The following is a 14,530-nucleotide window of genomic DNA, read 5'->3' on the forward strand; positions in this document are numbered from 1 at the left end:
ACGATAAGAGTTGTTAATAAGGAGAAAACATGTTAATAATCGAATTGCTAAAAGCCATTTTCTTTGGCATCATTGAGGGGATTACCGAATGGCTCCCTGTTTCTAGCACAGGGCATCTCATTTTAGTTCAGGAATTTATCCGACTAAATCAGGATAAGGCTTTTATAGAAATGTTTAATATCGTTATTCAACTAGGGGCGATTATCGCTGTTATGCTGATTTATTTTGAACGTCTCAATCCCTTTCAACCTGGAAAAACAGCAAGAGAAGTACAGCTTACTTGGCAATTATGGCTAAAAGTGGTGATTGCTTGTATTCCTTCTATTTTAATAGCGGTTCCTCTTGATAATTGGTTTGAAGCACATTTTTATTTTATGGTTCCGATTGCCATAGCTTTAATCGTCTACGGGATTGCCTTTATCTGGATTGAAAAACGAAATGCTCAACAAGAACCTGCCGTTACTGACTTAGCTAGAATGTCTTACAAAACAGCTTTCTTCATTGGATGTTTTCAAGTGTTGAGTATTGTACCCGGTACTAGTCGATCAGGGGCTACAATCTTAGGAGCTATTATTTTAGGAACTAGTCGTACAGTAGCTGCTGACTTTACTTTCTTTTTAGCGATTCCGACGATGTTTGGCTACAGTGGATTAAAAGCTGTTAAATTTTTCCTTGATGGCCATCAACTTGATTTTGCACAAGTCCTTATTCTATTAGTTGCGAGCTTGACAGCCTTTGTTGTCAGTTTGTTGGCTATTAGATTCTTGACTGACTATGTGAAGAAGCACGATTTTACTATTTTTGGGAAATACCGTATTGTGTTGGGAAGTCTTTTGTTGATTTATAGTTTTTTTAAATTTGTTTTTTAACAGTAAGATTCTTTTTAAATGTGACAACAGACCTACTCGGTTTGTTGTTTTTTACTATTCTTTGAGAATGGAAACTAGTCATAAATTGCTAAAACATCGCATTTCTAGTATAATGAAATGACTACGCGTGCGAGGTATTGATAATGGAAATGAAACAAATTAGTGAGACAACGCTAAAAATAACAATTAGTATGGATGATTTAGAAGAAAGAGGGATGGAATTAAAAGATTTTCTCATTCCTCAAGAAAAAACGGAAGAGTTCTTCTACTCTGTCATGGATGAGTTGGATCTACCAGACAATTTCAAAGATAGTGGCATGCTTAGCTTTCGTGTGACCCCTAGAAAAGATCGTTTGGATGTCTTTGTAACCAAGTCTGAACTCAATAAGGACCTTAATCTTGAAGATTTAGCTGATTTGGGAGACATCTCTCAAATGACTCCTGAAGACTTTTTCAAGAGCTTAGAACAATCTATGCGAGAAAAAGGGGATGTAAATGCCCATGAGAAACTGGAAAAAATTGAAGAAATGATGGAAGACGTTGTTGAAGCAACTCTAGTTAGTCAAACGGAAGAGACCGCTGAGGAAGCGGAACAAGAACCAGAGCCGTTAGATTACGTGCATTATGTTTTGGACTTTGCAACACTTTCAGAGGCCGTCGCTTTTTCTCGGACAATTGATTTTCCTGTTGAAGCTTCAGAATTGTATAAAGGTGACAGCCGTTATCATATGACGATTTTATTAGATGTTCAGCAACAACCATCTTATTTTGCCAATGTGATGTATGCAAGACTGATTGAGCATGCTAGTCCTGGAACAAAAACAAGAGCTTACTTACAAGAGCATGGCGTACAATTAATTCTGGATGGAGCTGTTGAGCAATTACGAAAGATTGAGTTGGGATAAGGTATCATGTTTTCTTTTACAATAGATTATGTCCTCGTGCTAATTGGTGCTTTACTGATTTCCTTAGTGTTAACTCCTATTGTTCGCTTCCTAGCTTTTCGGGTAGGCGCTGTGGACAACCCTAATGCTAGAAGAGTTAATAAGGTGCCCATGCCTACAAGTGGGGGCCTTGCTATTTTTACTTCCTTCATGGTTGCCAGTCTCATATTTATGCCATTGGCTTCCAAAGGAGTCTTACTTGGAGGTCAGAGTTATTTTGCTTATATTCTGCCTGTTGTGATAGGAGCTCTGGTGATTACTCTGACAGGTTTTTTAGATGACTTGTATGAGTTAAGTCCTAAGCTAAAAATGTTGGGAATTGTTGCAGGAGCTATTATTATCTGGGCTTTTACTGACTTTAAATTTGACAGCTTTAAAATCCCGTTTGGAGGCCCGCTCCTAGCATTTGGACCTTTCTTGACTTTCTTTTTGACAGTCTTGTGGATTATTTCAATTACCAATGCGATTAATCTGATTGATGGTTTGGATGGTTTGGTTAGTGGGGTCTCCATTATTAGTTTGGTGACGATGGCTATTGTATCCTATTTCTTTTTACCTCAGACTGACTTCTTTTTAACCCTTACTATTTTGGTATTGATTGCTTCTATTGCAGGGTTCTTTCCCTATAATTACCATCCAGCGATTATTTATTTAGGAGATACAGGAGCTCTTTTTATCGGTTTTATGATTGGGATCTTGTCTCTTCAGGGATTGAAAAATTCAACGGCAGTTGCTGTTGTGACACCTGTAATTATCCTTGGTGTACCAATTATGGATACTATTGTAGCCATTATTCGTCGTAGTTTATCTGGGAAAAAATTCTATGAACCTGATAAGATGCACCTTCACCATCGTCTGCTGTCTATGGGCTTTACTCATCGCGGAGCGGTTTTGGTTGTCTACGGCATCGCCATGCTCTTTTCATTAATCTCCCTGCTATTAAATGTATCTAGCCGTATTGGGGGAATCTTATTGCTTTTGGGACTCTTATTTGGTTTAGAAGTCTTTATTGAAGGCTTAGAAATCTGGGGTGAAAAGCGAACTCCACTTTTTAATGTCTTAAAATTTATCGGGAATAGTGACTATCGTCAAGCTACCCTTCTCAAGTGCAAGGAAAAAAATGATTTGAAACACTAAAAAGCCTCGTAGGGCTTTTTTTTGTTATAATAGACGTAATGGTTATTAAAGCGAGAGATCATTATTCTATGCTGGAGATAGCTCTAAATGACAGAAAAATAAGAGGTATATCATGTCAGTTCTTGAAATTAACAATTTACATGTTTCGATAGAAGATAAAGAGATTTTAAAAGGGGTTAATTTAACCCTTAAGACAGATGAGATTGCTGCCATTATGGGGCCTAATGGGACAGGGAAATCCACCCTTTCAGCCGCTATTATGGGAAATCCTAATTACGAAGTTACCCAAGGGGAAATCTTGTTAGACGGTGTCAACATTCTGGAGTTGGAAGTGGATGAGCGTTCTAGAATGGGACTTTTTCTCGCTATGCAATACCCATCAGAAATTCCTGGAATTACCAATGCTGAGTTTATGCGTGCAGCGATGAATGCTGGTAAAGCTGATGAAGATAAGATTTCCGTGCGAGATTTCATCACCAAACTTGATGATAAAATGGCTTTATTGGGCATGAAAGAAGAGATGGCAGAGCGTTACCTTAATGAAGGTTTCTCTGGTGGGGAGAAAAAACGCAATGAAATTCTCCAACTGTTGATGTTAGAACCTAAATTTGCTCTACTAGATGAAATTGATTCTGGTCTTGATATTGATGCCCTAAAAGTAGTCTCTAAAGGGGTTAATGAGATGCGTGGGAAAGACTTTGGAGCTATGATTATCACCCACTATCAACGTTTGTTGAATTACATTACCCCAGACCTAGTTCATGTTATGATGGATGGTCGTATTGTCTTATCTGGTGATGCTGCTTTGGCGACTCGTCTCGAAAAAGAAGGTTATGCGGGTATCGCGCAAGAATTAGGTATCGATTACAAAGAAGAAAATTAAGGATTTCTCAGAACAACTTGATCTAGCTTTCTATTAAAGAGCTAGATGATGTCCTATAAAGAGCTAGATGATGTCCTATACCCAGTTAATGTAAAAAACAGAGACAAAGGATTAAGAGATGACAAAAGAAAAACTAGTGGCTTTTTCGCAAGCCCATGCTGAACCTGCATGGTTGCAAGAACGGCGTTTAGAGGCACTGAAAGCCATGCCAAATTTGGAATTACCAGCCATTGAAAGGATTAAATTTCATCGTTGGAATCTAGGTGATGGAACCCTAACAGAAAATGACGAATTAGCCAATGTGCCAGATTTTATGGCTATTGGAGATAACCCAACCCTTGTTCAGGTAGGAACGCAAACTGTTTTGGAGCAGTTGCCAATGGAGTTAATCAATCAAGGGGTTGTATTTACCGATTTTTACACAGCGCTTGAAGAAATTCCAGAGGTGATTGCCGCTCATTTTGGACAAGCAATCGCCTTTGATGAGGATAAATTAGCAGCTTACCACACCGCGTATTTTAATAGTGCAGCAATCCTCTATGTTCCAGATCACTTAGAAATCACAGCACCTATTGAAGCCATTTTCTTACAAGATAGTGACAGTGATGTTCCTTTTAATAAACACGTCCTTGTGATTGCTGGAAAAGAAAGTAAGTTTACTTATTTAGAACGTTTTGAGTCAATAGGGAACGCAAGTCAAAAAGCCAGCGCTAATATTAGCGTGGAAGTTATCGCCCAAGCGGGTAGCCAAATCAAATTTTCAGCTATCGATCGCTTAGGGTCATCAGTGACTACCTACATTAGCCGCCGTGGACGTTTAGATAAGGATGCCAGCATTGATTGGGCCTTGTCTATTATGAATGAAGGCAATGTGGTAGCGGATTTTGACAGTGATTTAGTTGGTCAAGGTTCACAAGCAGACTTGAAAGTAGTTGCTGTCTCCAGTGGTCGACAAGTGCAAGGTATTGACACGCGTGTGACCAACTACGGCCAGCATACTATTGGTCATATTTTACAACATGGTGTAATTTTAGAACGTGGTACATTAACGTTTAACGGAATCGGTCATATCTTAAAAGGTGCTAAAGGAGCAGATGCTCAACAAGAAAGTCGGGTCTTGATGTTATCAGATCAGGCACGATCAGATGCTAATCCAATCTTGTTGATCGATGAAAATGAAGTGACAGCAGGCCATGCAGCGTCTATCGGTCAGGTTGATCCAGAAGACATGTATTACCTAATGAGTCGTGGTCTGGATCAGGACACTGCGGAACGTTTAGTTATTCGAGGCTTCTTAGGAGCAGTCATTGCTGAAATTCCTATTCCGTCTGTCCGCCAAGAAATTATCAAGGGTTTAGATGGAAAATTACGTAACCGTTAAGCCCATTGTGAAAAAAGAAAGAGGTTAGAATTGCTAGATGCAAATCACATCAAACAGGACTTTAACATTCTAGACCAATTGGTTAACGACGAGCCTCTTGTTTATTTGGATAATGCTGCCACCACACAGAAACCGACCGTTGTCCTAGAGGCTTTGCGTTCCTATTATGAAACAGATAATGCCAATGTTCACCGCGGGATTCACACCTTAGCGGAACATGCAACAAGTCAGTATGAGGCCAGTCGGCAACTTGTTGCAGATTTTATTAAGGCTAAGTCAAGCAAAGAAGTAATCTTCACTAGAGGCACAACAACCAGTCTCAACTGGGTGGCTCGCTTTGCTGAACAGGTTTTGACGGCAGGAGATGAGGTTTTGGTTTCAGTCATGGAACACCATGCCAATATTATTCCTTGGCAGCAAGTTTGTCAAAAAACAGGTGCTAAACTGGTTTATGCTTATTTAAAACATGGGCAGCTTGATATGACTGACTTGACACAGAAGTTAACCTCTAAAACAAAATTTGTTAGCCTAGCACATGTCTCAAATGTCCTGGGATGTGTTAACCCGATTAAGGAAATTGCAGAACTGGTCCATGCTAATGGAGCCTACTTGGTTGTGGACGGTGCTCAGTCAATCCCTCATATGCCAATTGACGTTGGAGAGCTGGATTGTGATTTCTTTGCTTTTTCAGCTCACAAAATGTACGGACCAACTGGCTTAGGCATTCTTTACGGCAAAGAAGAGCTTTTACATCAGATGGAGCCAATTGAATTTGGCGGCGAAATGATTGATTTTGTTTATGAGCAAAGTGCTACATGGAAAGGGTTGCCTTGGAAATTTGAAGCTGGCACTCCCCACATTGCAGGTGTAATTGGTTTAGCTGCAGCTGTCTCTTACTTACAAGACATTGGGATGATAGAAGTTCAGGCACATGAGGCAGACCTTGTCTCTTATATTTTACCTAAATTGCGCGCTATCGAAGGGCTCACGTTATATGGGCCAGAACAACCTGAGAATAGGGCAGGCGTAATTGCTTTTAATTTAGATGGCTTACATCCGCATGATTTAGCAACAGCCTTGGATTATGAAGGTATCGCGGTACGAGCTGGTCATCATTGTGCACAACCTTTACTGTCTTACTTAAATGTTTCAGCTACCGTGAGAGCTAGTTTCTCGCTTTATAATACCAGAGAAGATTGTGATCGCTTGGTTGATGCAATTCTAAAAGCAAAGGAGTTTTTCAATGGCACTCTCTAAATTGAACCACCTTTATATGGCTGTTGTAGCGGACCATTCTAAACACCCGCATCACTATGGTCAACTAGAGGGCGTGGAGGCTGTTCAACTGAATAATCCTACTTGTGGGGATGTGATTTCTTTAACGGTTACCTTTAACGATGATAAGATTGAAGATATTGCTTTTGCAGGGAATGGATGCACCATTTCAACGGCATCGTCAAGCATGATGACCGATGCTGTTATTGGTAAAAGTAAGTCCGAAGCTCTAGCTCTAGCCGATATCTTTTCAGAGATGGTTCAGGGGAAAGAAGATCACTCTCAAAAAGAGTTAGGAGAAGCAGTATTATTGGCAGGAGTTGCGAAATTTCCACAGCGAATCAAATGTTCAACCCTAGCTTGGAATGCGCTCAAAGAAGCTATTCAGCGTAGTGATGTCGAAAAAATCAGTGATAAAAATATAAAGGAAGAGAAAGATGTCTGATATAAATGAAAAAGTAGAAGCGCAGCCAATTGATCTAGGGGACTACCAATTTGGATTTCACGATGATGTTGAGCCTATTTATTCTACAGGAAAAGGTTTGAGTGAAGCAGTTGTCCGTGAGCTATCAGCTGCTAAAAATGAACCCGAATGGATGTTGGAATTTCGCTTAAAATCACTAGAAACCTTTAATAAAATGCCAATGCAAACATGGGGAGCAGATTTGTCAGATATTAATTTTGATGACATTATTTACTACCAAAAAGCATCTGATAAACCAGCTCGCTCATGGGATGATGTTCCTGATAAAATCAAAGAAACGTTCGAACGTATTGGTATTCCAGAAGCAGAGCGTGCCTATCTTGCAGGAGCATCTGCCCAATACGAATCTGAAGTGGTTTACCACAACATGAAGGATGAATTTGAAAAACTGGGGATTATCTTCACAGATACGGATTCTGCCCTTAAAGAATACCCGGATTTGTTTAAACAATACTTTGCCAAACTGGTTCCACCAACAGATAACAAATTAGCAGCCCTTAACTCAGCCGTTTGGTCTGGAGGAACCTTTATTTACGTTCCTAAAGGGGTTAAAGTTGATATTCCTTTACAGACCTATTTTCGTATTAACAATGAAAACACAGGCCAGTTTGAACGAACCTTAATCATTGTTGATAAAGGGGCAAGTGTTCACTATGTCGAAGGCTGTACGGCGCCAACCTATTCTAGTAATAGTTTGCATGCGGCCATTGTGGAAATTTTTGCTCTTGATGGCGCTTATATGCGTTACACCACGATTCAAAACTGGTCAGACAATGTTTATAATCTTGTGACCAAACGCGCGCGTGCTCTGGCAGATGCCACGGTTGAATGGATTGATGGTAACCTAGGTGCCAAAACTACCATGAAATACCCATCTGTCTACCTTGATGGACCTGGAGCGCGTGGGACGATGCTATCAATCGCCTTTGCTAATGCCGGGCAGCATCAAGATACTGGGGCTAAGATGATTCATAACGCTCCGCATACATCTTCATCAATTGTGTCAAAATCAATTGCTAAAGGTGGAGGCAAAGTGGACTATCGTGGTCAGGTGACCTTTAATAAACAATCCAAAAAATCAGTCTCTCATATTGAGTGTGACACGATTTTGATGGATGACATTTCCAAATCAGATACCATTCCATTCAATGAAATTCATAATTCACAAGTGGCCTTAGAGCACGAAGCTAAAGTGTCTAAGATTTCTGAAGAGCAACTGTATTATCTGATGAGTCGTGGCTTATCAGAAAGTGAAGCAACAGAGATGATCGTGATGGGATTCGTAGAACCCTTTACCAAAGAATTACCAATGGAATACGCAGTTGAGTTAAATCGTCTCATTTCTTATGAAATGGAAGGTTCAGTTGGTTAAATTTATTTTTCCCTATCCATTAGAGTTCCCAAACTTTTTGGATAGGCTTTCTTTCCATCGAAGTACTAACCCAGAGCGGTTAGTTTTTTTAGTTAGTATTAAGAGAAGTATTCGACAAATGACGGCAAAAAAGCCTTTGTTTATTGGGGTAAACAAAGGCTTTTGATATTAATTTTTATTGACGTCCCATTGTATAGGCGATGATAGCGAGTAAGAGGATAACAACCATAAAGATTCCTAAGCAAATGAGGAAGAAAGTGTGGTTGTGATTGATAAACTGTTCGACCTTTTCTAGAGTCGAATAGTTTTTAGCTGGTTTAGTCCGATGTTGTTTGGGTAGATTCTCTTTCTTTTTTTGCGATACTAATTTTTCCAATTTCTTGCGAGCGGCTTTAGTCAGAGATTTACTGTCGCTAAAGCCTTTTTCAGTTAAAGCATTCACAAAAGGATGACGATAAAACTCTCCATTTTGATCCGACCAGTCCCCTACTCCCATAACAATGGTAATGAGCCGAGTATTACCTCGCTTAGCTGTTACCATAGCATTGAAAGCAGCACTAGGACTAGACCCTGTTTTTAAACCATCAACACCTTCCATGCCAAATTGATTATTAGGGAGTGAATAGTTATAGGTGTGAAATTCTTCCTCGTAAGGCGTTCCTACCATCGTATGCACTACAGATTGATTGGTAAAGTCAATGATTTGTGGGTATTTCTTTAAAAAGGCATATAGTAATTTTGCTAAATCACGTGCAGTTGTGATATTAGCAGCTGACAAGTCATATTTAGTTGGATTATAGTAACCCTGAAAAGCTTGAGCTGCAGCCCCACTCGCGTTTGAAAAATGCGTATTGGTCATGCCCAGTTTTTTAGCGGTAGCATTGATACGGTCAATAAAAGCAGAAGCATCGTTATTTGATAGGTAGTTGGCGATCATCACAGTTGCAGCATTCGAAGAAGGAACAGCAGTCATGGTAATGAGGTCACGGATAGGATAGGCTACTCCAGCAACGATATTATTATTGCTAATTTCATAAATTTTGGCAATGGCTTGATCAGTTTCAGTAGCTGTTACCGTTGTGTCCATGGTAATTTTCCCTTTAGCAAGTTCTTCGAATAAGACATAAAGAGTAAACATTTTAGACATGCTGGCAGGATCTCTAGGAATATCAATGTTATCTTGCCAAAGAATATCAGAAGTATTTGCATCGACAACAATAGAAGCTTTGGGACGATTAACCTCACTAATGGTATAACCTGCTTGCCTTGTAATATCCATGATATCTTCCGCGTGACTGACAGGCATTATTAAAAAACACATCACGGTAAATATAACTAATCCAATTCTTTTGATCAATTTTTAGCTCCTTAAAATATAGTATCATCTTATTATATCATTCCACTAATACAATGTGAAGTTTTTTTGAAAAATAGCTTATAGAAGGATGTAGCGTTACAATTGATATGAGACTTCTAGAAGTCAAAAAGAAGATTACTTGATATGATAAGAGTACCACCACTCCCCCAAAAAAGGAAACTTCTCATGACTAGTATATCACAAAACCGTCGCTATTTTCCACACACTCTGGAAACACGCTAGCACGCTGTTAAAACCTACCGAAATGGTGCCTCAGTTGCTTTCATCTGTCGACGCTACAAGGTCTCAAAACCCTCTCTCATGCGCTGAAACAAGCAATTCGACGGCACAAAAGAATCGCTGAAAGACCGTTCTCACCGATCTCTAACCCCACATCCAAAGGCTCATACCGAGCAAGAGATGATATGGATTAAAAATAGCATCCGCAGAAATTCAATTCACAGGCATCCCTGCTTATTCTTTCGAGTCTTGAGAAAGCTGGACTTCTTCAAATCCCCTAAAACAAAGCAAAAAACTTATGTACCGAAACCATATGACACTCCAACTAAACTCGGCATCAAGTGGCAGGTGAATGTCAAATACGTATCGACTCACTGCTATACAGGCAAACTACCTGACAAATTCTACCACTATACCATCATTGATGAGGCCAGTCGATAACGTTTTATATTCCCTTTCAAAGAGCAGTCGTCCTACTCAACTGTTCAATTTCTCAAAATGGCTATTAAACACTTTGGCTATAAACCAAAAATCGTTCAAACAGATAATGCAGTCGAGTTCACCCATTTCAAAGAGACCAAACAAGGACACCCACTTGACCTACTTTGTCAGGAACTTGGCATTGAGCATAAACTGATTCGACCACGGACTCCCAGACATAATGGCAAAGTTGAACGCAGTCATCGCAATGACAATCAACGTTTCTACCAGCATTTGACATTCTATTCTTATGATGATTTTATCAAGCAGATGAAAAATTATCTTTATCTTTCCAATCGACTTGCTATGCAGACTTTAGGCTGGAAATCTCCTATCGATATCAGAAAAGCTTTACTAGGAGCTAGCTCCTAGTAAAGCTTTACAAATAGTTATCTTCAAAATAACATTTATGGTCTCACATCATTGACAAAGGTATATTTTGAAAAATAGCTTATAAAAGGAAAAAGATTGAAGAAAAAATGAAGCTTCAGTCGATAGTAGCAATGATATCGGAAAGTTATAGGGAATTATTGACATAACGGACAAAATGATTCCACCAAACTCTTAAAAAGGAGCTTCGAGGAGTGTCCTTTTGAGCAACAAGATTAACAGAGGGTGCTTCACCCAGATAGCCTTTTCCGATAAGGTGTTGGTCCTGAAGAGTAGCTTTTGCTAAGACTTGTCCTTTTTTAATAGGAGCGCTGATGATTGAAGAGTCTTTAGTGATATGAAGTGACTTTTTGATTTTGCTATTAGCGGGTTTAATGAGTGATAAGTTTTTTTCTGCTACCAAGGGAACAGTTTTATTAGGGCTATCTAAGATAGGAAAAGCTTTGATTTGACCACTTTTTGATTTATTAAAGACCTGAACTTTTTGGAAGTTGGTTAAAAGGTATTGGAGTAATTGGTTAGTTGCGCTAAAAACAGCAAACTCATCTTCTTGAGCTTGATCAGCGTTTAAGACAACAGTAATAATCCGCATGCGATTTTCCACGCTAGTTGCTACAAAAGAAGCACCACCTTTTTCGGAATAACCAACAAAGAGTCCATCAACCCCATCGCGATAGTAAGGCATGTCTTTGAGCATATAGTTGTAGCTATAAATGGTTTGCCCTGCGAAATTAGCAGATGGCTTGCTGGTTATTTTTAAGACTTCTGGGAATTCTGTAAGAAGGTGTCTAGCGATAATGGCTAAATCTCTAGCACTAAAGAGGTTTTCATCCTCATCTTCTGTTTTAGGGTACTTATTTTTTCCTAAAAAGTGATTGGTCAGACCGGTTGCATTGACTAGTTTAGCATCAGAAATTCCCCACTCTTTCAATTGTTGTGACATCTTGTCGACAAATTTTGGTTCAGTACCTCCCATTTTTTCGGCTAAGGCGATAGCAGGACTATTGGCATTCGTCACGATTAAAGCTTTTAGCAATTCTTTGACGGTATATTTTCGTGCATCGAGAGGAACATTGCTAATGCTGTAATTTGTGGTCAATTCATATGGGTAATTAGAAATCGTTACGGAACTTCCCCACTCTAATTTACCATTGGCAATCTCTTTATAAACCAAATAGGTCGTTAACAGCTTGGTGATTGATGCCACAGGAACAGCTTTATCAGCCTCTTTTTCATATAAAATTTTGCCGCTATCAACTTCCACAGCAATAGCATGTTTAGCAGCTACTGAAAAATCGTCGCTGTTGATAGGAGTAGCTCTAAAAGCTAGAGTTATGAGTAGTAAAAAAAACAATCGTTTTATCATAGTAATCTATCCTTATTAAGTGTCATTTTTTTATTATATCATATCTTACTTCCAAGTCAGAGGAGACCATTGGAAGAAAAATGAAACAATAAAACGCTATCATGAGAGAAAAGTAGCTACATTAAAATAATCAACAATCCAATCTTAAAAAGGATTTAACAGAATTCCGTTTCTTAGAGTGAATAAAATAGAGAAAATTCTACGAAATATTCAGATAATTTTTCATCACATTATTTTCTTTAAGAAATTTTTATGATATAATGTTTTCAATTAACCAATTTCATTTATTAGTTTTAAAAATGAAAAATAAAGTTTAGGGGTGACTTTTATGAAGAAAAGTAGATGGTTAGCAACTTTAGGTGTTGCTGTATTATCAGTATCCGTTTTAGCAGCCTGTGGTGGCAAAAATGCCTCAGGCGGTTCAGATGCAACTAAAGCTTACAAATATGTGTTTGTTAACGATCCAAAATCGTTGGATTACATTTTAACAAATGGTGGCGGAACAACTGATGTGGCAACGCAAATGGTAGATGGTCTTTTGGAAAATGACGAGTATGGTAACTTGGTACCATCGCTTGCTAAAGATTGGAAAGTTTCAAAAGATGGCCTAACCTATACTTATACTCTTCGTGATGGTGTTTCTTGGTACACGGCTGATGGTGAAGAATACGCACCTGTAACAGCAGAAGACTTTGTAACTGGTCTAAAACATGCGGTTGATGCTAAATCTGAAGCTTTATATGTTGTTGAAGATTCCATCAAAAATTTGAAAGCTTACCAAAATGGTGAGGTTGATTTCAAAGAAGTCGGTATTAAAGCGCTTGATGAAAAAACGGTTCAATACACTTTAAACAAACCTGAAAGTTACTGGAATTCGAAAACAACATATAGTGTACTTTTCCCAGTTAATGCGAAATTCTTGAAGTCAAAAGGTAAAGATTTTGGAACAACTGACCCATCATCAATCCTTGTTAACGGAGCTTATTTCTTAAGTGCCTTCACTTCAAAATCATCCATGGAATTTCATAAAAATGAAAATTACTGGGATGCTAAGAATGTTGGACTAGAATCTGTTAAATTGACTTACTCAGACGGTTCAGACCCAGGTTCTTTCTACAAGAACTTTGACAAGGGTGAGTTCAGTGTTGCACGACTTTACCCAAATGATCCAACTTATAAATCAGCTAAGAAAAATTACGCTGATAACATTACTTACGGTATGCAAGACGGTTATATTCGTCACTTATCTTGGAATTTAAATCGTACATCATTTAACAATACTAAAAAAGATGCAGCTCAACAGGAGGATGGCAAAAAAGCCCTTAATAACAAAGACTTCCGTCAAGCTATCCAATTTGGATTTGATCGTGGTTCGTTCCAAGCTCAGACAGTCGGTGAAGATGCTAAAACAAAAGCTCTACGTAATATGCTAGTTCCACCAACATTTGTGACTATTGGAAAAAATGACTTTGGTTCAGAAGTTGAAAAGGAAATTGCAAAACTTGGCGATGAATGGAAAAACATCAACTTAGCTGACGCTCAAGATGGTCTCTACAATCCAGAAAAGGCTAAAGTTGAGTTTGCTAAAGCCAAAGAAGCTCTGACAGCTGAAGGAGTAACCTTCCCGGTTCAATTAGATTATCCTGTTGACCAAGCAAACGCAGCAACTGTTCAAGAGGCACAATCCTTTAAACAATCTGTCGAAGCATCACTTGGTAAAGAAAACGTTGTTGTTAACGTTCTTGAAACAGAGACCTCTACTCATGAGTCTCAAGGTTTCTACGCGAAAACACCAGAGCAGCAAGACTATGATATTATTGCATCGTGGTGGGGACCAGACTACCAAGATCCACGTACCTACCTTGATATTATGAGTCCAGTAGATGGTGGATCTGTTATCCAAAAACTGGGAGTTAAAGCAGGTGAAAGCAAGGATATTGTAGCAGCTGCAGGTCTTGATACCTACCAAACTCTTCTTGATGAAGCAGCAGCAATTACAGACGATAATGATGCTCGTTACACAGCTTACGCGAAAGCTCAAGCTTACTTGTTAGATGATGCTGTTGATATTCCTGTTGTATCTACAGGTGGTTCACCACGTGTATCTAAAGTTGTACCTTTTAGTGGTGCCTTTGCATGGGCGGGGGCTAAAGGTTCGCTCTCATATAAAGGAATGAAACTTCAAGACAAACCTGTTACGACAAAACAATACGAAAAAGCAAAAGAAAAATGGTTGAAAGCAAAGGCTAAATCAAACGCAGACTATGCTGAGAAATTAGCTGATCACGTTGAAAAATAAAACGATGTTCAAACAGAACTTTCTCGTTTAATTGAGAAAGTTCTTTTGAACTG

11 protein-coding genes and 1 pseudogene are annotated in these 14,530 nt (G+C 38.9%); 10 read left to right on the top strand and 2 right to left on the bottom strand.

Features of this window, described 5'->3' with window-relative positions; all coding sequences use genetic code 11:
* Positions 1–29: 29 nt before the first annotated feature.
* The 8 genes from DYD17_RS01865 to sufB all read left to right on the top strand — a co-directional run bounded on the left by DYD17_RS01865 (position 30) and on the right by sufB (position 8,345).
* On the top strand, positions 30–869 hold the full coding sequence (locus DYD17_RS01865; RefSeq protein WP_003049661.1) for an undecaprenyl-diphosphate phosphatase: 840 nt from the start codon (positions 30–32) through the stop codon (positions 867–869).
* 143 nt (positions 870–1,012) lie between these two features.
* A complete protein-coding gene (gene mecA / locus DYD17_RS01870) occupies positions 1,013–1,774 on the top strand; it encodes an adaptor protein MecA (protein WP_003049663.1) in 762 nt (253 codons plus the stop codon).
* A gap of 6 nt (positions 1,775–1,780) precedes the next feature.
* The gene (locus DYD17_RS01875; protein ID WP_115252600.1) at positions 1,781–2,950 is read left to right on the top strand and encodes a glycosyltransferase family 4 protein; all 1,170 of its coding nucleotides are present in this window, start codon (positions 1,781–1,783) and stop codon (positions 2,948–2,950) included.
* Between the two features lie 112 nt (positions 2,951–3,062).
* Positions 3,063–3,833 (top strand): Fe-S cluster assembly ATPase SufC, encoded by a 771-nt coding sequence (gene sufC, locus DYD17_RS01880; RefSeq protein WP_115252601.1) that lies wholly within the window; start codon positions 3,063–3,065, stop codon positions 3,831–3,833.
* Between the two features lie 118 nt (positions 3,834–3,951).
* Positions 3,952–5,214, top strand: coding sequence for a Fe-S cluster assembly protein SufD (sufD, locus tag DYD17_RS01885; RefSeq protein WP_115252602.1), 1,263 nt, complete (start codon positions 3,952–3,954; stop codon positions 5,212–5,214).
* A 30-nt stretch (positions 5,215–5,244) separates the two neighbouring features.
* On the top strand, positions 5,245–6,471 hold the full coding sequence (locus tag DYD17_RS01890) for a cysteine desulfurase (protein WP_003049671.1): 1,227 nt from the start codon (positions 5,245–5,247) through the stop codon (positions 6,469–6,471).
* A complete protein-coding gene (sufU, locus tag DYD17_RS01895; RefSeq protein ID WP_003049673.1) occupies positions 6,458–6,934 on the top strand; it encodes a Fe-S cluster assembly sulfur transfer protein SufU in 477 nt (158 codons plus the stop codon). The genes DYD17_RS01890 and sufU overlap by 14 nt, the downstream gene beginning before the upstream one ends.
* Positions 6,927–8,345 carry a Fe-S cluster assembly protein SufB gene (sufB, locus tag DYD17_RS01900; RefSeq protein WP_115252603.1) on the top strand — a complete coding sequence of 473 codons (1,419 nt, stop codon included), beginning with the start codon at positions 6,927–6,929 and terminating at the stop codon, positions 8,343–8,345. The genes sufU and sufB overlap by 8 nt, the downstream gene beginning before the upstream one ends.
* Before the next feature lie 175 nt (positions 8,346–8,520).
* Here the strand turns inward: sufB and DYD17_RS01905 are convergent, their stop codons facing one another.
* Complete coding sequence (locus DYD17_RS01905) at positions 8,521–9,702, bottom strand: D-alanyl-D-alanine carboxypeptidase family protein (protein WP_115252604.1); 1,182 nt, start codon at positions 9,700–9,702, stop codon at positions 8,521–8,523.
* Positions 9,703–9,888: 186 nt separating this feature from the next.
* Between DYD17_RS01905 and DYD17_RS01910 the strand changes: the two are divergent.
* Positions 9,889–10,794, top strand: a pseudogene (locus DYD17_RS01910) (DDE-type integrase/transposase/recombinase).
* A 145-nt stretch (positions 10,795–10,939) separates the two neighbouring features.
* Here the strand turns inward: DYD17_RS01910 and pbp3 are convergent.
* Positions 10,940–12,178 (bottom strand): D-alanyl-D-alanine carboxypeptidase PBP3, encoded by a 1,239-nt coding sequence (gene pbp3, locus DYD17_RS01915; protein ID WP_115252605.1) that lies wholly within the window; start codon positions 12,176–12,178, stop codon positions 10,940–10,942.
* A 328-nt stretch (positions 12,179–12,506) separates the two neighbouring features.
* Between pbp3 and DYD17_RS01920 the strand changes: the two genes are divergently transcribed.
* Entirely contained in the window at positions 12,507–14,477 is a 1,971-nt protein-coding gene (locus DYD17_RS01920) for a peptide ABC transporter substrate-binding protein (protein ID WP_115246683.1), read from the top strand.
* Positions 14,478–14,530 lie beyond the last annotated feature (53 nt).

The sequence above is a fragment of the Streptococcus dysgalactiae subsp. dysgalactiae genome (assembly GCF_900459225.1).
GTDB classification, from domain to species: domain Bacteria; phylum Bacillota; class Bacilli; order Lactobacillales; family Streptococcaceae; genus Streptococcus; species Streptococcus dysgalactiae.

What these genes read in the sequence shown, in the direction of transcription:
- sufD (WP_115252602.1), top strand. Translation starts at nt 3,952, where the DNA reads ATGACAAAAGAAAAACTAGTGGCTTTTTCGCAAGCCCATGCTGAACCT.
- pbp3 (WP_115252605.1), bottom strand. Translation starts at nt 12,178, where the DNA reads ATGATAAAACGATTGTTTTTTTTACTACTCATAACTCTAGCTTTTAGA.
- sufC (WP_115252601.1), top strand. Translation starts at nt 3,063, where the DNA reads ATGTCAGTTCTTGAAATTAACAATTTACATGTTTCGATAGAAGATAAA.
- sufU (WP_003049673.1), top strand. Translation starts at nt 6,458, where the DNA reads ATGGCACTCTCTAAATTGAACCACCTTTATATGGCTGTTGTAGCGGAC.
- DYD17_RS01875 (WP_115252600.1), top strand. Translation starts at nt 1,781, where the DNA reads ATGTTTTCTTTTACAATAGATTATGTCCTCGTGCTAATTGGTGCTTTA.
- mecA (WP_003049663.1), top strand. Translation starts at nt 1,013, where the DNA reads ATGGAAATGAAACAAATTAGTGAGACAACGCTAAAAATAACAATTAGT.
- sufB (WP_115252603.1), top strand. Translation starts at nt 6,927, where the DNA reads ATGTCTGATATAAATGAAAAAGTAGAAGCGCAGCCAATTGATCTAGGG.
- DYD17_RS01865 (WP_003049661.1), top strand. Translation starts at nt 30, where the DNA reads ATGTTAATAATCGAATTGCTAAAAGCCATTTTCTTTGGCATCATTGAG.
- DYD17_RS01920 (WP_115246683.1), top strand. Translation starts at nt 12,507, where the DNA reads ATGAAGAAAAGTAGATGGTTAGCAACTTTAGGTGTTGCTGTATTATCA.